Raw genomic sequence first — 22,372 nt, 5'->3', positions numbered from 1 at the left:
TGAATTATCTCTCCATAGTGGTCCTGTGTAGTCTGGATTTTAGCATGTCCCAACAGCTTTGACACAATATCCATAGGCAAATTATTATAAAGCAACAAAGTGTTTTCTAAGATCTTTATGGACACATGATTGCTCAGGCGGCTCTACAGTCTGTTGCCTACCGCTCCAATGTTTGAGATTTATGGAAATTCCAGTAGATAACTCCTTTCTAGTCCTATTAAATGTAATTCTACATCTAACAGGGCATTTACCTTTGGAATTCTTCTTTGCTTTATACCGCAAAAATGTAATGTTTATTTTTATTGTTATTGATTGCTTTTAATGATTATTTGGAGGTACACCCGAGAAGAAAATGGCACACCCTATGAGAAAAAAACTTGATAAGTTGGCTTTATTGAAGAACTACAAACACCCCTAAAACAAAAAAGCATCCCAATCTTCAATTAAGAAAAAAGGAAAGCTTCTCATTGGCAAGTCTCCTGTTGGGGAGGCTCACAACTCCCAGATTGCCTGGGAACAACACAACTAAACTTTAGGCCAAAAAAAAGCTCCAATTTCTCGGAGCTTTTAAGGTAATCTTGCGGTCTGGACGGGACTCGAACCCGCGACCCCCTGCGTGACAGGCAGGTATTCTAACCAACTGAACTACCAAACCGTTGCGTTATTGCGGTTGCAAATATACAACCCTTTTTCAATTGCACAAACATTTTTCAAAGAAAAATTAAAAAAAATTTCGCTACAAAAACCTATGCCGCTCTATCATATACGTTGTCAGTACTTTATCAAAATCTTTATTTATGTCTGCTTCTACATATTTTATTCCGTATTGTCCACATTTTAATCGAAGCTCATTAAAATAAGTTCCAACAGCCGCCTCATAATTCTCCTTAATGGTATCCGGATATAGATTTATGTACTCCCCGGTTTCCACATCAATGAATCTTTTCGGGGTATTGTCAAAATCAAATTCTAGTTCCTTCTCTTTATCGAACACATGAAATAGCACCACTTCATGCTTATTGTACTTTAAATGTCTTAAGGCTTCAAACAACTTTGCTTCATTGGTAGAAGTCTGAAACATATCCGTAAAGAAGAAAATCAGGGATCGCCTATGGATCTTTTCAGCAATTTGATGTAAATAGGTATAGGTCTCCGTTTGTCTCTGTACCGGTTTTGAGAGCACCATATCGCTTAATTTATGCAAAAGCATCTGGTGGTGGCGCTCACTGCCCTTTTCTGGCGCATAATAGTCGTAAGCATCACTATAGATACTTAAACCTACAGCATCGCGTTGTTTCTTTAAAATATGCATCAAGGAAGCCGACGCCAAAGCCGAAAAGGCAATCTTATTTAAATGCTCTATGGAAAAGTGGCGCATCTCTGGATAATGCATCGAACTACTGTTATCTATAATCAAATGGCAGCGCAAATTGGTTTCTTCATCATAACGCTTGGTAAAGAGCTTATCGGTTTTGGCAAATAGTTTCCAATCGATATGTTTTGTACTCTCCCCTCGATTATAGATTTTATGTTCGGCAAACTCAGCCGAAAACCCATGAAAGGGACTTTTATGCATACCCGCAATAAACCCTTCCACCACCTGTTTGGCTAAAAGTTCTAGATTTTTGAATCCGCCTGTTTTATTTAGCTCCTGTTGTAAATCCATTCAAATAAAAACACTCATTTATATAATAGCATCCACAATGCCATATGCCACCGATTCCTCTGCTCCCATCCAATGGTCACGATTAAAGTCCTTCATCACCTTATCAAAGTCCTGACCACAGTTATCGGCCAAAATCTGGGCGCTCAATTCTTTGGTTTTAATAATTTCCAGAGCTGTTATCTCAATATCACTTGCTGGCCCCCTAGCACCACCACTTGGCTGGTGAATCATCACTCTGGCATGAGGTTGAATAAAACGCTTGCCCTTTTTCCCCACAGAAAGCAAAATAGAGCCCATAGAAGCCGCCAATCCTGTGCAAATGGTAGAGACATCGCTATTGAGTGATTTAATGCAGTCATAGATGGCAAAACCCGAAGTAACATAGCCTCCTGGACTATTAATATATAATTGAATGTCCTTGACCTCTAAAGCATCCAAATACAACAGGCGGTCAATAACATGCTTGGCCGACTTATCATCTACCTGCCCCCAAAGAAACACTTTGCGCTGATCCAACAATTTACTATCTATAAGGTCTTGTACTTTTGGCTGTTTACTCATGATGTATCATTTTTTCCTAAAAATAAAAAAAGGTTTGCTGAACACAGCAAACCTTTCACATTTCTTTTGGAAAGTATTTTTTATAATAGAGAATCGATAGCCTCTGTATAAGCACTCTTTTGTGCCACACCAACTTGACGACCTACAACTTCACCGTTTTGGAATACCAATACCGTTGGAATGTTACGTACTCCATATTTCGCAGCAAATTCCTGATTGGCATCAACATCAACTTTACCAATAATAGCTTTACCTTCGTATTCTTTGCTAATTTCGTCAATGATTGGTGCCACCATTCTACAAGGACCACACCATGCCGCCCAAAAATCTACCATAACCGGTTTGTCACTATTCAAAACGGTTTCTTCAAACGTTGCATCTGTTATCTCTAATGCCATAATCTATAATTTAAATTGTGTTTTACTTCTGTTTCTATTAATATGCAAACTTAGTCAAAAAATTTGCCAAAGCTTACATCCTGACAATATGTTTTGATTATATGCACATTGTTTCAGCTTATTATGCTAATTTGACATAGCCTACAAAAACCTAATTCAGCTTGTAAAGGATATCTTGACGTTCCAATTGCTTGAGCAGTTCTTGCGAAATGCGCACCTTTTGTCTACGGCTTATCATATCCAGCTTAATTTGATCCTCATTATCATATATTGTAAAGTTCAAGGCCTTTTCACCTGTATGCATCCCTATCAACTCCTTAAGCACCTCTATTTTCTCATCGCCTAGATCTGCAATATTCAGCTGAATGGACAACTTTCTTGCGTAGGTTTCCATAACATCATGCAGCAACTGGAAATAATTGAACTGCATTCTAGGTTCACCGCGCTGTCCCGTATCCTTATTGATGATCCACCCTTCTCGAATAAATACTTTTACATACACAAAAGAGTTCTGCACCAAAAAGTGACGGAATTTCAAGTATTCTTCCCCAAATATCCTAAACTCCACACTGTTATTATAATCGTCCATGGTGAACATGGCCCAACCTTTCCCCTGCTTACTCACCCGGTGCTGCACATCGGTAACCACCCCTCCAACTGTCAATTCCCGATTCACAAACTGGTCTATCTGTGTTAAAGCCGCCAAGGTAGCATTGCAGAAGGTCTTCATTTCTATTTTGAAATCATCCAAGGGGTGTCCAGAAATGTAAATTCCCACCACTTCTTTCTCCCTCGCCAGTTTCTCCATAGTCCCCCATGTCTCGCAAGGTGGCACAACAGGTTCATCAATCTGCACGTCACTAGCTTCCCCAAAGAGACTTACCTGTGCAGAATTCTCGTTTTCCTGATGTTTGTTTCCATATTTTATGGCCTTTTCCAAGAAAGTGATGCCATCACCTTCGTCATGGAAATATTGGGCACGATGGGTTCCAGAAAAACAATCGAACCCACCGGCCAAGGCCAAGTTTTCAAAGGCCTTCTTGTTGGCCGCTCTTAAATCGATACGCTTGGCCAAATCGAAAATAGACTTGTAGAAACCGTCTTTCTTTCTATTATCTACAATAGTTTTTACGGCACCATGACCCACTCCTTTTATCGCTCCCATACCAAAACGCACGGCATTTTGATCGTTTACAGAGAATTTATAAAAGGATTCATTCACATCTGGTCCGAGCACATTTAGCTTCATGCGCTTACACTCTTCCATGAAGAAGGTCACCTGTTTGATGTCGTTCATGTTATTGGAAAGCACTGCCGCCATATATTCTGCAGGGTAATGCGCCTTTAAGTATGCTGTTTGATAAGCAATCCAAGCATAACAGGTAGAGTGAGATTTGTTGAAGGCGTAACTGGCAAATGCCTCCCAATCCTTCCAAATTTTTTCCAAAACCTTACGCGGATGCCCATTGGCTTCCCCTCCATCCAAGAACTGAGGCTTTAACTTTTCCAGTAAGGCAAAGATTTTTTTACCCATCGCCTTACGCAGCATATCGGCGTCACCCTTGGAGAAATTGGCCAATTTTTGCGACAACAACATTACCTGCTCCTGATATACCGTAATCCCGTAGGTTTCCTTAAGGTATTCCTCCATGGCCGGTAAATCATAAACAATTTCCTGATCTCCATGCTTACGGGCAATAAAGTCTGGGATGTATTCCATTGGTCCAGGACGGTACAATGCGTTCATGGCAATAAGGTCATCAAACACAGTAGGCTTTAAGGACTGCATGTGTTTTTGCATCCCAGGGGATTCATATTGGAACACTCCAACTGTTTCACCACGTTGGAACAGCTCGTAGGTCATTTGATCATCCAGCGGGAAATTCTCCGGATCTAACTCAATGCCATGTTTCGCCTTTACAATCTTAACCGTATCCTTAATTAGGGTCAATGTTTTCAACCCCAAGAAATCCATCTTTAGTAGACCTGCCGATTCTACTACCGAGTTGTCAAACTGCGTCACATACAAATCGGAATCCTTGGCCAAGGATACCGGTACGAACTTGGTAATATCATCCGGAGTAATGATGACCCCACAGGCGTGGATTCCTGTATTTCGAACAGAACCTTCCAAAACCCTGGCCATGTTTACAGTCTCCGACTCCAAACCTGCCCCTTCCGAAATATTGAAAAGCTCCTGTATCAATTCTATTTCTTCGGATTTGAATTTTGCCTTCAATCCCTTTTCATCCAAACCAAAAATCTTGTTTAGTTTGGTCATGTTCGGAATCAATTTGGCAATCCTATCGGCCTCAAACAAGGGCAAATCCAAAACCCTCGCTGTATCACGAATGGATGATTTGGCCGCCATGGTTCCATAGGTGATAATCTGTGCTACCTGATTACTACCGTACTTACCGATAACATAATCCATAACACGGCTTCTCCCTTCATCATCAAAATCGATATCAATATCGGGCATACTCACACGATCCGGATTCAAGAATCTCTCAAAAAGCAAATCGTACTTGATAGGGTCGATGTTGGTAATTCCCAAACAATAGGCCACGGCAGACCCCGCTGCCGATCCACGACCCGGCCCTACCGATACATCCATGTTACGGGCTTCCCGAATGAAATCCTCCACAATCAAGAAATAACCGGGATACCCTGTCTTTTCGATAACGTCCAGCTCAAAATCCAAACGTTCGGCAATGGAAGGCGTAATTTCTTCATAGCGTCGTTTAGCCCCCTCGTAGGTCAAATGCTTTAAATAGGCATTCTCCCCGCGTTTACCTCCATCTTTTAAATCGTCTTCATGCTGAAATTGCTCAGGAATATCAAACTTAGGCAGGAGGACATCACGTGCCAACTCAAAAGGCTCTACCTTATCTAAAATTTCCTGAATATTGGAAATGGCCTCTGGCACATCCTTAAACAAGGATTTCATGGCATCGGCCGACTTAAAATAATATTCTTGGTTTGGCAATCCGTAGCGATATCCGCGTCCTCTACCAATTGGTGTACTTTGTTTCTCCCCATCCTTCACACACAACAAAATATCGTGTGCATTGGCATCTTTCTGATCTACATAATAAGTATTGTTCGTAGCGATTACCTTGACATCATGTTTCTTTGCCAAATCAATCAACACAGGATTCACTCGATTTTCATCTTCTTGATTGTGGCGCATGAGCTCTATATACAGATCATCCTGGAACATCTCCTTCCACCACAACAAGGCTTCCTCCGCCTGATTTTCTCCCACGTTCAAAACCTTACTCGGCACTTCTCCATAAAGGTTCCCCGTCAAGACAATCACATCTTCCTTGTATTGTTTGATGATTTCCTTATCAATCCTTGGCACATAATAGAACCCTTCAGTAAAGGCAATGGAAGACAATTTGGCCAAATTATGATACCCGTTTTTATTCTTAGCCAGCATCACAATTTGATATCCGTTGTCCTTACGACTTTTATCCAATCGATCTTCACAAACAAAGAACTCACACCCCACAATAGGTTTGATTTCCTTTAATTTGGCTTCACCTCCTGCCGCAATAGCTTCTTCATTTTTAGCCTTAACACCCTTGTTGTGATTCAACACCGCACGAACAAAATGAAAGGCCCCCATCATATTGGCATGATCTGTCATGGCCACACCAGGCATATTATTCTTTGCCGCAGCAGCTACCAAATCAGGAATGCTAATAGTAGACTGCAATACAGAGAATTGGGAATGGTTATGCAGATGTGCAAAATTGGCGTCCTCAAGATCGGATATGTTTTGCTGAATTTCTGCATCAGAAATATCAGGTGCCTGTTGCTTTTCAAGGCGCTTTCTTATGGCATCACTCGCCTTTTTCAGGTTGATGTGCTTTAAACCAATTAATTGGATTTCACATGGATTGGCCTCACTAAATTTATTGAAATACCCCGACTCAACATCTAGCGCCTCTAAGGTATATTCTTGACGACGCACCAATTCAAAGAAACAACGCGTAGTTGCCTCCACATCGGCAGTGGCGTTATGTGCTTCCGCGAATGGCTGGTTAAACAGGTATTGATGTAATTCTGTTAAAGTAGGTAATTTAAATTTACCACCACGTCCTCCAGGAATCTGACACAATTGAGCCGTATGCTCTGTACAGGTATCCAATACGTGTAATTCCTGAAGAACATTATCAACACCTTCGCGAAAGAACTCAGCCCCCATGATATTGACATCAAAGCCAACATTCTGCCCAACCACAAACTTCGTTTTAGACAAGGCAGCATTGAATTTTTCCAACACCTCACTTAAGGTCACCCCCTGCTCCTGAGCCAACTCTGTAGAAATACCATGGACTTTTTCAGCATCATATGGAATGTTGAACCCCTCTGGCTGAATCAAAAAATCCTGATGCTCTACACAGCGTCCCAATTCATCATGTAACTGCCATGCAATCTGTATCGCTCTTGGCCAGTTATCGGTATCTGAAATAGGGGCATCCCAACGCTTGGGCAAACCAGTTGTTTCGGTATCAAAAATTAAGTACATAAATCTCCTGTTGTAATTCCAGTAATGGCAATAGTTTCCGCTTCAAAGAAAGGCATCCTCATGCAAATCAACACCTTACAAAACAAGTTAATAACTATTGAAAAGTCTTTAAAAATACGCATAAATAAAACGTAACAAAGCCAAAGTTATAAAGAGTTGTAAACAAAAAAAGCGCCCTTATTATGAGCGCTTTTATATGATATTTTTGAGTTTTATTATGGATTGCAGTCTCCCAAGGCATCTATTGCCGCCTGTAATACTCCAGAGGTATCGCCACAAGAGTTAATTTGTACCGCTAAGGCATCTTTGTACGCATTACACAATTCTGCATATTCTGCAGATTCACTACTTGCCTCTGCAAAGGCAGCTGCAGCTTCTGCCGTAGCTTGTTGCGCTTGCTGGCAACTTGTACCTCCCCCAATAACCAAGAGTCCACCAGTAAGTGGTACGCGGTAAAATTCACCTTGAATAAAATTCACACTCTTTTTACCATCGGCAGAAAAAGCATTAAACTTGAAGGTTCCAGTAACAGTGTTCGTAGAATTATCAAAGTCTACAATTTCAATTTCTCCATCGGCTGGATACACCTGTAAACTTGGGTCTGGCGCATTCAATGTTGAATAAGTCACACCGAAGGCATCCTTAAATCTTGCTTCACTTTGGTGCTCTCCACCCAAATAATAGGTCCCAACATTATCCAAAGTAGTCACTAGAGAAAGGGTTTCATAGCTATTGCCTCCTTCAACCACTAAGCCTCCTGCATCAATATCTGCAGCATAAAACTTGGCTCTCCACAGCTCTCCATCTTTCTTCCCCAATAAAGCGGGAGTATTGAATTCTAAGTCATCACCACAGCCAAAGACCGTAAATAGGGCTAACGTAAATAATGCTATATATTTTATCTTATCCATAGGGCTTTTATTTCGGACACAAATTAAAATAACGTTTTGAAAAACCCAAAAGTATAATAAAATTTCAATTAATGCCGATTTCTAAAAAATTTATGCAATTAAATAAAATTGTAGTATCTTTGCGCACTTATTAATAACCGAGGTCGAGAACCTCACTAATTAATTGATATGTCAGTTAAAATCAGATTACAAAGACACGGTAAAAAAGGAAAACCTTTTTACTGGATCGTTGCAGCAGATGCAAGAGCAAAAAGAGATGGTAAATTCTTAGAAAAATTAGGAACTTACAATCCAACTTCTAACCCAGCTACTATTGATTTGGATGTTGATGGTGCTGTAAAATGGCTTCAGAATGGTGCACAACCTACTGATACGGCTAGAGCTATTTTGTCTTACAAAGGAGCTTTACTTAAAAACCATTTGGCTGGTGGAGTAAGAAAAGGAGCTTTAACAGAAGAGCAAGCTGAAGCTAAATTCAATGCTTGGTTGGAAGAGAAGAGTGGAAAAGTAGATGCTAAAAAAGACACTTTAGCAAAAGCTGATGCGGATGCTAAGGCAAAAGCATTGGAAGCGGAAAAAGCTGTAAACGATGCTAGAGCTGCTGCGGCTGCTGAAGCTGAGGCAGAAGCTAAAGCTGCTGAAGAAGCTGCAAACGCTGAAACAGCAGAAGAAACTGCTAACGAAGAAGAATAAAAAATTTATTTTTTATACTTTTAAAACTCCGATAGCTACTATCGGAGTTTTTTGTACCATCCCTTTTGTCTCTCTTCAATCAAAGAACACATAACTTATTCCATTTTTAAGGCAAAACCCACTTACAATGCAAAAAAAAGATTGCTTTTATCTAGGTAAGATTGTTAAAAAGTACAGCTTCAAAGGCGAAGTACTGGTGAAATTAGATACCGACGAGCCCGAACTGTACGACCATCTAGACTCGGTTTTTGTGGAACTGCGCAATAACCTTGTTCCATTTTTTATTGAATCCTCTCAGTTGCACAAATCGGATTTACTTCGCATTAAATTTGAAGAGGTAGACACTGAGCAGGATGCCGACAGTATTATGAAATGTGATTTGTATTTGCCTTTGGAATTTCTTCCTAAGCTGGAAGGCAACAAATTCTACTTTCATGAAGTGATAGGGTTTACAATTGAGGACACCAATTTTGGACCTATCGGCACCATCAAAGCTATTAACGATAGTACCGCGCAGGCACTGTTTGAAATAGACAGAGATGGTATTGAAATATTGATTCCAATGAACGACGAATTCATTAAAGAAGTCAATAGAGATACCAAAACCATTTTGGTGGAAACGCCTGAAGGATTGATCGATTTGTATCTGGAATAGATTAATTGTAGAGCAGCATGAACAAACCATTTGCATTTAAGCAATTTACCGTTGAACAAGATAAGTGTGCAATGAAAATAGGCACGGACAGTGTACTTTTGGGCGCATGGGCTTCTGTGGAAGCCAACCCTTTTTCTGTTTTGGATATTGGCGCTGGAACAGGGGTTTTGTCCCTTATGCTGGCACAGCGCAGCAATGCTGAACTTATCGATGCCCTGGAGATTGATGATGATGCCTACGAACAATGTGTAGCCAATTTTGAAAATTCGCCTTGGGGAGATCGTTTGTTTTGTTACCATGCCTCGTTGCAAGAATTTGTAGAGGAAATAGAAGACGAATACGATTTGATCGTTTCCAACCCACCTTTCTATTCCGATGCCTATAAAACAGACAACACTCAACGTGACTTGGCCCGTTTTGAAGATGCTATGCCGTTCGGCCACCTATTGGAAAGTGCCGCGCATTTATTGGCTGAAACTGGCATCTTTTGCGTGATCATACCGTATTCTGAAACAGATAATTTTATCGCATTGGCGAGGGAATTTCAATTGTATCCAAACAAAATTTTACAGATAAAAGGCACTCCAGAAACCGAAATCAAGCGCAGTCTCATTCAATTCTCATTCCATGAAACCGAAGTAGACACCAAAGAACTTATCATAGAAACAGCCCGCCACCAATACACCGAAGATTATATTGCGCTTACCAAAGATTTCTATTTGAAAATGTAACATAAAAAAAGCGTTGTTCACACATGACAACGCTTTTCCTTTTTTATTGCTGCAATATATTACTGTAAACTTACTACAGCCTTAAGATTTACATCCGTCCAAGTCTTTCCCTCGTGCAAAGCATTACAAGCAGCGTGCAAAGCATCAAAAGCAGTATTTGCTCCAAAGTCCTCCAACAGGTCAACACTTCCTTCAAAGGTAACTGATTGACCATCTGCTGCTGGTACAAATGAAAATTCCTTGTTAATGGTTTTGTCATTCAGTTTAATTTCCAACTGCGCCTTACCATCTTTTACCTCAAGGATTCGTCCTGAAATATCTCCCACAAGTTGCGCAAAAAATTCATTCTTTAAAGTTGTGTCCCTAGCTGCATCTCCCGTACTCACAGTGGTTTTATCCATCTTAAAGGTAAGCCCTTTAAACTTGTCCTCGAAAACGTCGGCTTCTGTCAATTCTCCATAAGCTATTTCAGAAAAGGTACCATTCACCCCAGCTTTGGCCGGTGTTTTAAATGCCGTCCATGTAAAATCTACATCTTTAATGCTTGGCTTCTTTTCAACCTCCACTATTTCTTGAGCGGTTTCTTCAACGATGGGTTCCGTTTCCTTTTTGGTTTCGCTTTTACAAGACACCAACAGCCCGATCAAGGCCACACTATAAATTACTTTCTTCATATTGTTTTAAAATTCAATAACTGGTTAAATGATTTGTTCCGAACAAATATAGCCCATATCTTTTCCTTCTCAGTGAAAGAATAATCCTTTTTCATTTTTCAACTCCACCGAGAATACCCAAACTGCTTCACGAATTAAATTAGCATCTTGAAAACGTTTTCGCTACTTTTGTGAACCGCTCAAAAAAGCCATTGAAAATAACGGACTTAAAAAGCGCGGCATAACATAAAAATAATTGACATGGCAGGCGAACAGGCCTCCATCACTTTTAAAAATATAGCATGAAACCAGATTTATTTGAAGCACCAGACTATTACCAACTTGACGAATTGCTAACCGAAGAACACAAATTGGTTCGCGATGCTGCCCGTGAATGGGTAAAGCGCGATGTATCTCCAATTATCGAGGACTATGCCCAACGTGCAGAATTCCCAACACAAATCATCAACGGATTGGCAGAAATAGGCGCCTTTGGCCCTTATATTCCTGAAGAATATGGCGGCGCTGGATTGGATCAAATTTCGTACGGTTTGATCATGCAGGAAATTGAAAGAGGAGATTCCGGGGTACGCAGTACCGCTTCTGTGCAATCTTCCTTGGTAATGTATCCTATTTGGAAATATGGAAATGAAGAGCAACGCCAAAAATACTTACCAAAATTAGCGAGTGGTGAATGGATGGGCTGCTTCGGTTTGACGGAACCAGACCACGGTAGTAACCCAGGAGGCATGGTCACCAATTTTAAGGATATGGGAGACCACTATCTTTTAAATGGTGCCAAAATGTGGATTTCCAACGCACCTTTTGCTCAGGTTGCCGTTGTATGGGCCAAGAATGAAGAAGGACGTATCCATGGGTTGATTGTAGAACGTGGCATGGAAGGATTTTCAACTCCGGAAACCCACAACAAATGGTCTTTAAGAGCCTCGGCTACTGGAGAGCTTATATTTGACAATGTAAAAGTTCCTAAGGAAAACTTGTTACCAGGAAAATCTGGTTTGGGAGCGCCACTTGGTTGTTTGGATTCTGCTAGATATGGAATTGCTTGGGGAGCTATTGGAGCCGCTATGGACTGTTACGATACAGCTTTGAGATATAGCAAGGAACGCATACAATTTGGAAAACCTATTGGTCAGTTCCAATTGCAACAAAAGAAATTGGCCGAGATGATTACCGAAATCACCAAAGCACAATTATTGACTTGGCGATTAGGGGTATTGAGAAATGAAGGCAAAGCGACTTCGGCACAAATATCTATGGCAAAACGCAACAATGTGGATATGGCCATCAACATCGCTCGTGAAGCTCGCCAGATGTTAGGAGGTATGGGAATTACCGGAGAATACAGCATCATGCGCCATTCCATGAATTTGGAAAGTGTGATTACTTACGAAGGTACCCACGACATCCACTTATTGATTACTGGTTTTGACCTTACTGGCCTCAACGCCTTTAAATAATTGATTCAAAATATGTTATGAAAAGCGAGTTTTTACTCGCTTTTTTTGCATCTTTATACTATGTCTTCAAAATCCAGATTAGATAGGGCGTATAAAAATGCAAAGGTCATTCCGTTTGATGACAGTAGTAAATTCATACTTTTTAGTGACTGCCACAGAGGTGACAACAGTTTTGCCGATGATTTTGCCAATAATCGCAATATCTACCTTCATGCCCTAAAACAATATTTTGCAAAAGGCTTTTATTATTGCGAATTGGGAGATGGGGACGATTTATGGGAAAACCTGTTCTATAGCCACGTTCTCCAAGCCCACAAGGACGTTTACAGGCAAATACAGCTCTACTTCAATCAAGATAGGTTTACCATGTTATGGGGCAACCACGATATGGTCTACAAGAACCCCGAATTTGTCAAAAAACAACTCTATAGTTATTTCGATAAACGAAGTGGAACCCATAAACCACTATTCCCAGGAATTGAAGTTCATGAAGCCATCATCCTAAAACACTCCCAAACGGGGCAGGAACTGTTTTTAACCCACGGCCATCAAGCCGATTGGTGGAATTATGTTTGTTGGAAATGGAGTCAGTTTTTGGTAAGAATTCTTTGGAAACCATTAAATGTTATGGGCATTGCAGACCCAACGAGTCCTGCCATAAATTACAAGGAACTCATAAAGGTAGAACGCCGTATCAAGGATTGGATCCAAGCGAACAACAATTTAATTACTATTGTTGGGCATACCCATCGCCCAAGATTTCCCTCTCCAAATGAGATTGCGTTTTTTAATGATGGAAGCTGCGTGCATCCAAGATGCATTACGGGAATAGAAATTGAAAATGGACAAATTTCCTTAGTGAAATGGGAAACCTCTACCACAGATGACGGCACCCTGAAAATTGTCCGTGAAATGTTGGAAGGCCCTAGAAAGTTATCAGAATACCATATGTTTAAAGCGAATTGACAAAGTCCAAAAGGTCTTGTCTTTCACTAGCCGAAAGGTTTTTAAAACCATTTTTGGCTGCTTCCGCTTCACCTCCGTGCCACAAAATTGCTTCTGTTACATTCTTGGCTCTACCATCATGTAAAAAGTGCGTATGGCCATTCACCACCTGAGTCAAGCCAATACCCCATAACGGACGTGTTTTCCACTCTTGTCCATCGGCTAAAAAATCTGAGCGATTGTCTGCCAAACCAGGTCCCATATCGTGTAACAGCATATCCGTGTAAGGATAAAACTCTTGATTTGCCAAAACATTGATGTCCGCTTCTTCAGAAATCATTTTGGGAACATGACAACTGGCACACTTCAAGTCTTCAAAAATTCTGGCACCATTTTGAATGTGTTCCTGATCTAAATTTCTAGCAGCCGGAACCCCTAAAGTTTTACAATAAAATGCCACCTGTTCCAAAACGTCATAGGTGACTTCAGGATCATCTCCAAGACCATCATTTCCGTTGGATTGGTCATGGCCTGTTTCTTGAGGGAACAAAGGCGTGGTAATTCCCATATCCTCCAAATAAGCACCAGCACATTGCTCGATGATAGAAGCTGTATTGGCTTTCCATCCAAAACGACCTAAGGTTGTAGATTCTGTGACGTGATTGTAAACATAGTTAGCCTTTCCTGAAATGCCATCACCATCGGCGTCATTGACATCTTCATATTGCAAAATGTAATATTCCGGAATTACCTCCAGCAAGCCCAATCCAAAAACCGGCGGTGCCAATCTTGGGGACAAATTTGCTTCCGAAGGAAAAGGAATATAGGTATCAACAACATTATAGGTGGGTTTCTTTAAGATGACTTCAGTCCCATCCGCCAAAGTCTCCACTTGATTTGTAAACTCCACCGAAAACTGTACTTCTGGTTCATAACCGTAAATGGCTTGGTTTTGCAACTGCTTTCCAAATCCAGGCACTGCTACAGGTCCGCCCAAATCATCCGTTCCAGGAAGACTGGCTCTTAAGAAAAATCCACTTAAACTATTAATGTTTGATGGAAATGCACTTCTTCCATCTTTGGGATGGCAAGAAACACAAGAGGTATTATTGAATACAGGGCCAACACCACCGTTGACTTCTGCAGGGGCCGATACAAATACCGCACCGAATTCCAAATCGGCATCAAAATGATCGGCTATTTGAGAAGCAGACAGGTTAGCAGCAGGAGTACTGAACGAATTACTCGAGGTAAGATATACTGTAGTCTCTCCACCCGCAGTAGTCCTTTCGGTTAACGGATTCACCGTCTCATAGCTTTCTTGGTCATCTTTTTGACACGATACTACAATTCCCATTAAAAGGGCTCCTACCAATAACCTGTTTGCCTTTCTCATTTTAAAAAAATCTTGATAATTATAGGTTACCAATAAAAGGCAACAATTGACTATCCAATAAATTTTGAAGTTCCAATACTTTTTCTTGCGCCAATTCAACAGCATTACGGCTGTCATAAATAGCCTCTGTAAAAGTACCAGGAATGTTTTCGATAGCTTCTACAGCATCAGCGATAGCATCTTTAATTTGCGTATCCAAGCTGCTGTTTTCACCCGCTACAATATTGGTGATTCCATAACCACTAACACCGTTGTAATCTCCTAAATACACGTTTTGGATACTTCTCATGTTGTTTGCGAAATCCAATTTTGAATTGTTGCTGAAACGAGATTCTTCAGCTTCTGGTTTTGCACCACCATTGTTTCCGTTTAAAGGCTCTTCAATTTTACCATTTCCAACCTCATCAGCAATGATAGAAAGTCCTTCTACGATTTCTTGAAGCGCTCCTTTTTGTGAGGTGTAGATAGATCCAGACTGACCAGCGTTGATGAAATTGTTGGCGAAATTTCCACCTGAAGCAATCCATCCGTTGTACAATTGTGCTGTTTTAGATTGCAAGTTTTCAGTAGCAGCCACCAAATATTCCAACTCACGCTCTGTAAGTTCAGAAGCTGCTTTGTCACCATCAATACCCCATACAAAGTACTCGATAGTATGGAATCCACGTGCTTCATTGTTGCTTTCCAACAAACTTTCAGTAATAGGGTCTCCACTATTCAAAATTCCGTTAATAGCATTAACGTCTACTGGCCAAGAATCGATGGCTGGATCGATACCTTCAGTATCTACCGGTCCGTACAAAAATCCTTCAGATTGTTCCCAAGGTGCACGTGTTCCTTGCCAAGCTTCTTTTACCGCCTGTAAACCTGTCTCATCTCCTATTGTTAAACTTGCTACAGCCTCCTTTAATGCAATTGCATTGGTGTTCATGCTGTGGTAGGTTTCTGTAATTACCGATACCGATAAATTTGTCAACACCTCTTGGTTAAGCGCTTCATTGATAGCATCATCATTGTTGGAATCGTCATTGCTATCGCTACATGACACAAACAAAGTGGTCATGAATGCTAGTGTTAAGATTGATTTGATTGAGTTACTCATGGTTTATTGATTTTAACTTATTTATATATTAGAAAAAGAATCCTATTCCTGTACTGAATGTTTTTTCATGTTGTCTTTCACCCGTGTATTCCAAAGTGGCCAAATCATAATTTTCTGAACCTAGCTTTCTATCGGAATAATGCGCCTTGAATACAATTTGAGGATGTACAAACCAATTCAATCCTCCAGTGATACTGCTACGCTCCCATCTTGGGTTGTCAATAATCTCACCGGTTACCGTATGCATGGTATCATAGTAATCGTACCTAACAAATGGGTACAGCATCTGTTTTGTTGAAGCATTTAAATGTGGTAAAATATTATAACCTACTTCTGCAGAAACTCCCAAAGCAGTTTTACCTACCGGAGTTCTTTTTACACCAAGGTTATTGGAAAGATTCGCGTTTTTCTTTGAAACGATATCAGAATTTTGAATGTTTCCGTAAAGACCAATGGCATTAAAGCGAAGGTTCCCCTCGTTGTAGCTAATATGCCCTTCTACCATCGTGACATAGGCAGGATCATCCATGTCGTTTTTAGGTCTGTTGGCAGCGGCATCATTCATATAGGCTGCAAAGCCAACAAAAGTGTCCTTATGCGTTCCAAATTTATAGTCTAAACGCAATGCCAAGGCCACACTTTCTGCATTGGAAGTTTCAAATCTGGATTGGTATCCATTCTTAATCCACCCTCTAGAAGAAAACCCACTGGCATCCAAGCCACTTACCACATAAAACTTATAGATGAATCTTTTGGCAAAGGTTCCATAGAGTTCAATTCCATTTTCATACCATCCCAAAGGCAGGATTTCGTTTTCCATTTCCTGACGGTGTGTAGTAAAATATCGTGTAGGCGTATCCAAAGTTTGGTGCAACCCGAAGTACATTTTCATACGTCCAACACGGGCATTGAAATAAGGAAGAATTTTAAAATTGATATGGGCCTGCTCTAATTTAACGCCTCCACCTTTTTCGATTTCCTGTTCAAATTCACCAAACTCCTCCTGAGTGTCCAACTCTAAGGTAGTTGCAGTACCTCCATGCTCGAATTCAATCTCGGATTTGAAATTGATCCAATCATTGAATTGATATCTTAGATATAGGTTTAAACGTTCTGGATCAAACTGATCTTTTAGGTTTGGATCTGTATCGTAGTTGTAGTTGTAGTAATTAACCACTCCATAACCGTTTAATGAAAACCGGCTAAGAGAGAACCAATTTTGCTTTTTATCGGTCATGGAATCTTTGACCTCCTGTAAAAGCTCCTGTTTGATTTCAGATTTCAGCTGTTCGTAAGTAGCCTGATCAATGGTTTGCTGGGCCGAAACTGCCCAACCAAAGAATATCAATAAGAAAGTAATGTGCCGGTTCATTTGAAAAATTTGGCACAAAATTAACGCTATTTGGATTTAATCCAAATTAAATCTAAAAAATTAAGACTCAGGAGCCAACTCCACTTTTAGCCCTTCCACCTCAGGCGTCATCTGAATCTGACAACTTAAGCGACTGTTATCTTTCACATAGAACGCTTCGGCCAACATAGCCTCTTCTTCATCCTGCATTTCTGGCAGTTCATGATCGGATAACACATAGCATTGGCAAGACGCACACATGGCCATTCCTCCACACACACCAATAGTGCCTTCGGGAGCCAATTCATAACTACGCACCACCTCCATAAGGTTCATGGCCATATCAGTAGGCGCCTCAATGTTATGAGACACCCCTTCGCGATCTATAATTGTAATGTTTATGTCTGACATATAGTATTTAGTAATTAGAGTCATCGATGAAAATTCATCATTTCAATGATTTGATTAAACCGTATAACATTCGAGATATTTCATTGGAATCTTCAATTAACTTATTTGAGATGTCTTCTGAAAGAAATCCTAATCTCGAAGCCAAGTACAACATTGATCTAACCTCACTGCTCGAGCCTGTTGCAAAATATAAAAACCGGATAAATTCTGCATTTGAATTTCTATCAAAACCTTCGGCTATATTATTGGATACAGAAATAGAAGCCCTCGTTATTTGATCTTTAAAGACATAGTCCTTTAGCCCTAAGAAGTTATTGTAAATAGCAACACAAAAATCTTGTGATTTCCTCCAAACTTGAAGTTCTTCAAATTTCTGAACTGCCATAGAGTTATTTTTTACTATTTACTAACTACCAATTACTAAGTACTATTCTATTGATTTCACAACTGCCTTAGGCGCTTCTTTTCTGGTTCCATCAAAACCATCAATACCACTTACCGTCGTGTATTTTAACACATAGCGCTTCCCTGGATTGATAATTTGATAGGCTGCTTGACACATTAAAGTTGCTTCATGGAATCCACAAAGGATCAACTTTAATTTTCCCGGATAAGTGTTCACATCTCCTATGGCAAAAACACCAGGAATATTCGTTTGATAATCTAACGCGTTATTTACTTTGATGGCATTCTTTTCGATTTCCAAGCCCCAGTTGCCAATAGGCCCCAACTTAGGTGACAAACCAAAAAGAGGAATGAAATGATCACATTCTATCTCAAATTCCGTTGGAATATGGTCTGCTTTTGTAACGACCACACCGGTTAAGTGATCATCACCCAAAATACCTACAACCTCTGCAGGAGTAATCAAGTTGATCTTTCCTTTGTTCTTCAGTTCTTGAACTTTTTCAACAGAATCCAAAGCTCCCCTAAACTCATTTCGCCTATGGATCAATGTCACTTCTGAAGCCACATCACTTAAAAAGATACTCCAATCCAGTGCAGAGTCTCCTCCACCTGCAATCACCACCCTTTTGTTGCGGTACACTTCTGGGTCCTTGATCATGTATTCCACACCCTTATCTTCAAAATTAGCAATGTTGTGGATTAAAGGCTTTCTAGGCTCAAAACTCCCCAAACCACCAGCAATAGCCACTACGGGTGCATGGTGTTTTGTTCCTTTATTGGTAGTAACAATAAAACTACCATCTTCCAATTTCTCGATAGTTTCTGCGCGTTCACCCAAAGTAAATCCAGGTTCAAACTGCTTGCCCTGCTCCAAAAGCCTCTCGGTTAAATCACCCGCGAGAATTTCTGGATAGGCCGGAATATCGTAAATCGGTTTTTTGGGATATATTTCGGAACACTGTCCTCCAGGTTGTGGCAATGCATCTATGAGATGGCATTTCAATTTTAGTAAACCGGCCTCAAACACCGTAAAAAGTCCTGTTGGTCCAGCACCAATGATAAGAATATCTGTTTTAATCATGAATTAGTTCTTTCAGCGACAAAAATATACACATGAAATATTGATTTATATGATATTTGTCATTTAGAAAATTAATCGATTTGATATAAGATGGCTCCTTTTTAAAGCTCCACATTGATGACTTCCTCGATTTGAGGGGCGTATTTTTTTATGGTCATCTCAACGCCCGATTTTAAAGTCATTTGGTTAACAGAGCACCCTACACAGGCACCTTCCAATTGTACTTTTACCAATTTATCGCCTTCAATTGAAACCAAGGAAATGTTTCCTCCGTCACTTTCCAAAAAAGGACGGATTTCAGCAAGCGCTTTCTCTACATTTAATTTTAATTCTTCTGATGTCATTATTTAAGTGAATAATGTGACTTATTATTTTTTAATAGCAGAACAGCCTGCCATTGTTGTAATTTTTATGGCCTCGGTTGGTGGTAAATCTTCATTTCTTCTTACTACTTGCTCTACCACATTTCTAGTAAGAGTTTCGAAAGATTGCTCTAAAGCTGTGGCTGTTTGCAGCGCAGCAGGACGACCTACATCTCCAGCTTCACGAATGCTTTGTACCAAAGGAATTTCTCCCAGAAATGGCACTTCCAAATCTTCAGACAAATTTTTTGCACCTTCCTTACCAAAAATATAGTATTTATTTTCAGGCAGTTCTTCTGGTGTAAAATAGGCCATATTTTCTATAATACCTAAAACAGGTACGTTAATACTCTCCTGTTGAAACATCGCCACACCTTTTTTGGCATCGGCCAAAGCTACATTTTGCGGTGTACTCACCACAACGGCTCCAGTAATAGGCAAGGATTGCATGATGCTTAAATGAATATCACCGGTTCCTGGAGGCAAATCGAGCAATAAGAAATCCAACTCTCCCCAAGCGGCATCAAAAATCATTTGATTCAATGCTTTTGCGGCCATAGGTCCACGCCAAACAACGGCTTGGTCTGGTCTGGTGAAAAATCCAATAGACAACACCTTCACACCATAGCTCTCGATGGGTTTCATTTTAGACTTTCCATCCACATTTACAGCCACGGGTTTTTCATTTTCTACATCGAACATGATTGGCACCGAAGGTCCATAAATATCGGCATCCAATATCCCCACTTTGAATCCCATTTTTGCCAATGACACCGCTAAATTGGAAGTCACGGTAGATTTTCCAACACCACCTTTTCCAGAAGCCACCGCAACGATATTTTGAATCCCAGGAATTTTCTTCCCTTTGATTTCATTCTTTGGGTTTTCCGGCGCATTTACCTTCACGTTTACTTTGATTTTGGCTTTTTCATACACCTTATCGTGGATGACTTTCATGATTTCCACTTCGGTTTTCTTTTTGGCCTGTAAACTTGGGTTTGAAATCGTAATATCCACTACCACCTCATCTCCAAAAGTTACTATGTTGGTTACGGCACCGCTCTCAATCATATTCTGTCCTTCTCCAGGAGCTGAAATACTTTCAAGTGCCTTCGATATGTCTTGCTTTTTTAACTTCATAATGTACTCTCTACTCAGAATTTCCTACTGTTTTGAATCTTGTTTTCAGCTTTTAGGTTTCGTTTTAACCAGGGTTGTTCTTGCCCAATTCCAACCAAATTACAAAAAGCTAAAACTCACTAATTTAGACTTATTCTAAAATGCAAATATACAGTGAATTGTTTAGATTGAGAAACAGTTTAATTGAAATGATTTATGCTGAAATTTTGTATGATTATAACTCGGCTGATGGGTCCCAAAACACCGTTTCAAAGTCTTGCACCTGGTTGTCTTTCACAGATACACCTTCGCTTTCCAAAAGCTGCTGCATATGATTGGAACCTTCAAAATGAAACTTTCCCGTAAGCAGTCCCAAACGATTTACAACACGGTGAGCGGGCACTTCCTTTCCTGTTGAACCATTCATGGCATAGCCCACCATTCGGGCGCTTTTGGTTGCACCAAGGTATTTGGCAATAGCACCATAACTGGTTACGCGCCCCATTGGAATCTGTTTGGCGACCTCATATACTTTTTCAAAAAAACTTAAGGTCTCAGGTTTCATTTTAAATCCTTAATGATATTGACTAAGGTGATTAAAGAAATGACTCCAGTAATTCCCCCGATAATGTAGTTCATGTTTTTTTGGGAGGTAAACTGTAAGTGCTTGATTTTTTCAAAGAAGAACATATAGATATACAACATTGCAAACGATCCCATGGCTGCTCCAGACACATAGGCTGCAATGCTTGTGGTATCAAATTGCAACCAACCCAAGGACGCCAAAGTAACGGCCATATACGCTTGAAACGGAATTGGGAACACATTGATACTGGACATAAAAATCCCCTGAAAAAACCTACTGCGCTTACTTTTTGGCTCCAGCTCTTCTTCTACTTTCTCCCTGCCCTTGGCAACCAAAAGGAAATAGATAGTAACCAACACAAAAATCACAAAGGCTACCCGTTGCAAAATTTCTACAACATCAGGATGCTTATTTAAATATCTGGCAAAAACTGTGGCAATCAGGGTTTGGAAAAATACAATAATGCAGGCACCAACAGAAAATACGATTCCTCTAGTATGCCCTTCCCTTAAACTGATTTTGGCAGCGGTCATATTTAACAAACCAGGAGGCATAACCGCCAAGAAAGCCGCCATGAATCCCAAAACAAAGGCTATGGTAATATTCAAGAATCTTTGATTTTAAACCTAATATACGTAATTGGTTTGTTTTGTTCTAAATATTGACTCTCATAAAAAGTTTGAATACTGGTTACTTCTTCTGGACTCCCTTCCTGTCTGTACACATCATGATTGGAATACAGCACTTCGTGCCCTTCACCATGCAACAATCCAAGGGTATACCCATGCATAAATTCGCTGTCGGTTTTTAGGTTGACAATGCCCTCTGGCTTGAGAATGTGCTTGTAACGCTTTAAGAATTCCGAATTGGTCAAGCGGTGTTTGGTGCGCTTGTATTTAATCTGCGGATCTGGGAATGTTATCCAAATTTCATCCACTTCATTTTCAGCAAAGGCATACTGAATCAATTCAATCTGTGTTCTCAAAAAAGCTACATTGTGAATCTCATCTTCCACAGCAGTCTTGGCACCTCTCCAAAAACGGGCTCCCTTAATGTCGATTCCAATAAAATTCTTCTCTGGATATTTTTGCGCCAAGGCCACGGAATACTCTCCTTTTCCACATCCCAATTCCAACACCAACGGATGATCGTTTTTAAAAACTGTGTCATTCCAGTTCCCTTTCAACTTAAATTCTGCATTCACCAATTCATCCCTTGTAGGCTGAAATACATTTGAAAACGTCTCATTTTCCTTAAAACGCTTGAGCTTATTTTTACTTCCCACTACTTCAATTTAATGTTTATAATAAGATTCGGTAAAA

At 40.2% G+C, this 22,372-nt stretch carries 23 protein-coding genes and 1 tRNA gene; 5 read left to right on the top strand and 19 right to left on the bottom strand.

Annotation, left to right across the window (positions count from 1 at the left end; all coding sequences use genetic code 11):
- Positions 1 to 84 precede the first annotated feature (84 nt).
- The 7 genes from ZA05_RS18595 to ZA05_RS16440 all read right to left on the bottom strand — a co-directional run bounded on the left by ZA05_RS18595 (position 85) and on the right by ZA05_RS16440 (position 8,076).
- Entirely contained in the window at positions 85 to 282 is a 198-nt protein-coding gene (locus ZA05_RS18595) for an Arm DNA-binding domain-containing protein (RefSeq protein ID WP_197276114.1), read from the bottom strand.
- A 299-nt stretch (positions 283 to 581) separates the two neighbouring features.
- Positions 582 to 655: transfer RNA gene (locus tag ZA05_RS16465), tRNA-Asp, on the bottom strand.
- Between the two features lie 81 nt (positions 656 to 736).
- Complete coding sequence (locus ZA05_RS16460; RefSeq protein WP_053992788.1) at positions 737 to 1,666, bottom strand: DUF58 domain-containing protein; 930 nt, start codon at positions 1,664 to 1,666, stop codon at positions 737 to 739.
- An 18-nt stretch (positions 1,667 to 1,684) separates the two neighbouring features.
- Positions 1,685 to 2,227: a ClpP family protease gene (locus tag ZA05_RS16455; protein ID WP_197276113.1), complete on the bottom strand. Its 543-nt coding sequence runs from the start codon at positions 2,225 to 2,227 to the stop codon at positions 1,685 to 1,687.
- 80 nt (positions 2,228 to 2,307) lie between these two features.
- The gene (gene trxA, locus ZA05_RS16450; RefSeq protein ID WP_053992786.1) at positions 2,308 to 2,625 is read right to left on the bottom strand and encodes a thioredoxin; all 318 of its coding nucleotides are present in this window, start codon (positions 2,623 to 2,625) and stop codon (positions 2,308 to 2,310) included.
- Positions 2,626 to 2,776: 151 nt separating this feature from the next.
- On the bottom strand, positions 2,777 to 7,165 hold the full coding sequence (dnaE, locus tag ZA05_RS16445; protein ID WP_053992785.1) for a DNA polymerase III subunit alpha: 4,389 nt from the start codon (positions 7,163 to 7,165) through the stop codon (positions 2,777 to 2,779).
- A gap of 215 nt (positions 7,166 to 7,380) precedes the next feature.
- Positions 7,381 to 8,076, bottom strand: a complete 696-nt coding sequence (locus ZA05_RS16440; protein WP_053992784.1) for a DUF6252 family protein — start codon at positions 8,074 to 8,076, stop codon at positions 7,381 to 7,383.
- A 168-nt stretch (positions 8,077 to 8,244) separates the two neighbouring features.
- Here ZA05_RS16440 and ZA05_RS16435 point away from each other — a divergent pair, with 168 nt between their 5' ends.
- The 3 genes from ZA05_RS16435 (at position 8,245) to ZA05_RS16425 (ending at position 10,155) form a co-directional block, all read left to right on the top strand.
- Complete coding sequence (locus ZA05_RS16435) at positions 8,245 to 8,769, top strand: 30S ribosomal protein S16 (protein ID WP_053992783.1); 525 nt, start codon at positions 8,245 to 8,247, stop codon at positions 8,767 to 8,769.
- 127 nt (positions 8,770 to 8,896) lie between these two features.
- Complete coding sequence (rimM, locus tag ZA05_RS16430) at positions 8,897 to 9,424, top strand: ribosome maturation factor RimM (RefSeq protein WP_053992782.1); 528 nt, start codon at positions 8,897 to 8,899, stop codon at positions 9,422 to 9,424.
- Between the two features lie 17 nt (positions 9,425 to 9,441).
- Positions 9,442 to 10,155, top strand: a complete 714-nt coding sequence (locus ZA05_RS16425) for a tRNA1(Val) (adenine(37)-N6)-methyltransferase (protein WP_053992781.1) — start codon at positions 9,442 to 9,444, stop codon at positions 10,153 to 10,155.
- Between the two features lie 59 nt (positions 10,156 to 10,214).
- Here ZA05_RS16425 and ZA05_RS16420 read toward each other — a convergent pair whose 3' ends face one another.
- On the bottom strand, positions 10,215 to 10,829 hold the full coding sequence (locus ZA05_RS16420) for a YceI family protein (protein ID WP_053992780.1): 615 nt from the start codon (positions 10,827 to 10,829) through the stop codon (positions 10,215 to 10,217).
- 281 nt (positions 10,830 to 11,110) lie between these two features.
- Here ZA05_RS16420 and ZA05_RS16415 point away from each other — a divergent pair, with 281 nt between their 5' ends.
- Positions 11,111 to 12,289 (top strand): acyl-CoA dehydrogenase family protein, encoded by a 1,179-nt coding sequence (locus tag ZA05_RS16415; RefSeq protein ID WP_053992779.1) that lies wholly within the window; start codon positions 11,111 to 11,113, stop codon positions 12,287 to 12,289.
- A 60-nt stretch (positions 12,290 to 12,349) separates the two neighbouring features.
- Positions 12,350 to 13,255, top strand: coding sequence for a metallophosphoesterase (locus ZA05_RS16410; RefSeq protein ID WP_053992778.1), 906 nt, complete (start codon positions 12,350 to 12,352; stop codon positions 13,253 to 13,255).
- Here the strand turns inward: ZA05_RS16410 and ZA05_RS16405 are convergent.
- The 11 genes from ZA05_RS16405 to trmB all read right to left on the bottom strand — a co-directional run bounded on the left by ZA05_RS16405 (position 13,242) and on the right by trmB (position 22,335).
- A complete protein-coding gene (locus ZA05_RS16405) occupies positions 13,242 to 14,630 on the bottom strand; it encodes a di-heme oxidoredictase family protein (RefSeq protein ID WP_053992777.1) in 1,389 nt (462 codons plus the stop codon). The two genes, ZA05_RS16410 and ZA05_RS16405, sit on opposite strands and share 14 nt — an antisense overlap.
- 19 nt (positions 14,631 to 14,649) lie before the next feature.
- The gene (locus tag ZA05_RS16400; protein WP_053992776.1) at positions 14,650 to 15,732 is read right to left on the bottom strand and encodes an imelysin family protein; all 1,083 of its coding nucleotides are present in this window, start codon (positions 15,730 to 15,732) and stop codon (positions 14,650 to 14,652) included.
- Positions 15,733 to 15,760: 28 nt separating this feature from the next.
- Entirely contained in the window at positions 15,761 to 17,104 is a 1,344-nt protein-coding gene (locus ZA05_RS16395) for a hypothetical protein (RefSeq protein WP_053992775.1), read from the bottom strand.
- A 60-nt stretch (positions 17,105 to 17,164) separates the two neighbouring features.
- Positions 17,165 to 17,494, bottom strand: coding sequence for a 2Fe-2S iron-sulfur cluster-binding protein (locus ZA05_RS16390; RefSeq protein ID WP_053992774.1), 330 nt, complete (start codon positions 17,492 to 17,494; stop codon positions 17,165 to 17,167).
- Between the two features lie 37 nt (positions 17,495 to 17,531).
- A complete protein-coding gene (locus tag ZA05_RS16385; RefSeq protein WP_053992773.1) occupies positions 17,532 to 17,879 on the bottom strand; it encodes a four helix bundle protein in 348 nt (115 codons plus the stop codon).
- Between the two features lie 42 nt (positions 17,880 to 17,921).
- Entirely contained in the window at positions 17,922 to 18,983 is a 1,062-nt protein-coding gene (locus ZA05_RS16380; protein ID WP_053992772.1) for an NAD(P)/FAD-dependent oxidoreductase, read from the bottom strand.
- A gap of 101 nt (positions 18,984 to 19,084) precedes the next feature.
- Positions 19,085 to 19,327 carry a NifU family protein gene (locus ZA05_RS16375; protein WP_053992771.1) on the bottom strand — a complete coding sequence of 81 codons (243 nt, stop codon included), beginning with the start codon at positions 19,325 to 19,327 and terminating at the stop codon, positions 19,085 to 19,087.
- A gap of 24 nt (positions 19,328 to 19,351) precedes the next feature.
- Positions 19,352 to 20,485 carry an Mrp/NBP35 family ATP-binding protein gene (locus ZA05_RS16370; protein WP_053992770.1) on the bottom strand — a complete coding sequence of 378 codons (1,134 nt, stop codon included), beginning with the start codon at positions 20,483 to 20,485 and terminating at the stop codon, positions 19,352 to 19,354.
- A 214-nt stretch (positions 20,486 to 20,699) separates the two neighbouring features.
- Positions 20,700 to 21,029 carry an MGMT family protein gene (locus tag ZA05_RS16365; protein ID WP_053992769.1) on the bottom strand — a complete coding sequence of 110 codons (330 nt, stop codon included), beginning with the start codon at positions 21,027 to 21,029 and terminating at the stop codon, positions 20,700 to 20,702.
- Entirely contained in the window at positions 21,026 to 21,658 is a 633-nt protein-coding gene (locus ZA05_RS16360; RefSeq protein ID WP_053992768.1) for a LysE family transporter, read from the bottom strand. Before ZA05_RS16360 ends, ZA05_RS16365 begins: the two co-directional genes overlap by 4 nt.
- Complete coding sequence (trmB, locus tag ZA05_RS16355) at positions 21,655 to 22,335, bottom strand: tRNA (guanosine(46)-N7)-methyltransferase TrmB (protein WP_053992767.1); 681 nt, start codon at positions 22,333 to 22,335, stop codon at positions 21,655 to 21,657. Before trmB ends, ZA05_RS16360 begins: the two co-directional genes overlap by 4 nt.
- Positions 22,336 to 22,372: the final 37 nt, after the last annotated feature.

Origin of the sequence: Mangrovimonas sp. TPBH4 (genome assembly GCF_001280505.1) — a bacterium.
Lineage (GTDB): Bacteria > Bacteroidota > Bacteroidia > Flavobacteriales > Flavobacteriaceae > Mangrovimonas_A.
This window is presented reverse-complemented; position numbering and strand designations above follow the sequence as displayed.

Coding starts and splice junctions, on each gene's coding strand:
- ZA05_RS16400 (WP_053992776.1), bottom strand. CDS start 15,732: ATGAGTAACTCAATCAAATCAATCTTAACACTAGCATTCATGACCACT.
- ZA05_RS16455 (WP_197276113.1), bottom strand. CDS start 2,227: ATGAGTAAACAGCCAAAAGTACAAGACCTTATAGATAGTAAATTGTTG.
- ZA05_RS16395 (WP_053992775.1), bottom strand. CDS start 17,104: ATGAACCGGCACATTACTTTCTTATTGATATTCTTTGGTTGGGCAGTT.
- ZA05_RS16385 (WP_053992773.1), bottom strand. CDS start 17,879: ATGGCAGTTCAGAAATTTGAAGAACTTCAAGTTTGGAGGAAATCACAA.
- ZA05_RS16370 (WP_053992770.1), bottom strand. CDS start 20,485: ATGAAGTTAAAAAAGCAAGACATATCGAAGGCACTTGAAAGTATTTCA.
- ZA05_RS16420 (WP_053992780.1), bottom strand. CDS start 10,829: ATGAAGAAAGTAATTTATAGTGTGGCCTTGATCGGGCTGTTGGTGTCT.
- trxA (WP_053992786.1), bottom strand. CDS start 2,625: ATGGCATTAGAGATAACAGATGCAACGTTTGAAGAAACCGTTTTGAAT.
- ZA05_RS16425 (WP_053992781.1), top strand. CDS start 9,442: ATGAACAAACCATTTGCATTTAAGCAATTTACCGTTGAACAAGATAAG.
- ZA05_RS16435 (WP_053992783.1), top strand. CDS start 8,245: ATGTCAGTTAAAATCAGATTACAAAGACACGGTAAAAAAGGAAAACCT.
- ZA05_RS16410 (WP_053992778.1), top strand. CDS start 12,350: ATGTCTTCAAAATCCAGATTAGATAGGGCGTATAAAAATGCAAAGGTC.
- rimM (WP_053992782.1), top strand. CDS start 8,897: ATGCAAAAAAAAGATTGCTTTTATCTAGGTAAGATTGTTAAAAAGTAC.
- ZA05_RS16375 (WP_053992771.1), bottom strand. CDS start 19,327: ATGACATCAGAAGAATTAAAATTAAATGTAGAGAAAGCGCTTGCTGAA.
- ZA05_RS16390 (WP_053992774.1), bottom strand. CDS start 17,494: ATGTCAGACATAAACATTACAATTATAGATCGCGAAGGGGTGTCTCAT.
- ZA05_RS16440 (WP_053992784.1), bottom strand. CDS start 8,076: ATGGATAAGATAAAATATATAGCATTATTTACGTTAGCCCTATTTACG.
- ZA05_RS16415 (WP_053992779.1), top strand. CDS start 11,111: ATGAAACCAGATTTATTTGAAGCACCAGACTATTACCAACTTGACGAA.
- dnaE (WP_053992785.1), bottom strand. CDS start 7,165: ATGTACTTAATTTTTGATACCGAAACAACTGGTTTGCCCAAGCGTTGG.
- ZA05_RS16460 (WP_053992788.1), bottom strand. CDS start 1,666: ATGGATTTACAACAGGAGCTAAATAAAACAGGCGGATTCAAAAATCTA.
- ZA05_RS16365 (WP_053992769.1), bottom strand. CDS start 21,029: ATGAAACCTGAGACCTTAAGTTTTTTTGAAAAAGTATATGAGGTCGCC.
- ZA05_RS16405 (WP_053992777.1), bottom strand. CDS start 14,630: ATGAGAAAGGCAAACAGGTTATTGGTAGGAGCCCTTTTAATGGGAATT.
- ZA05_RS16380 (WP_053992772.1), bottom strand. CDS start 18,983: ATGATTAAAACAGATATTCTTATCATTGGTGCTGGACCAACAGGACTT.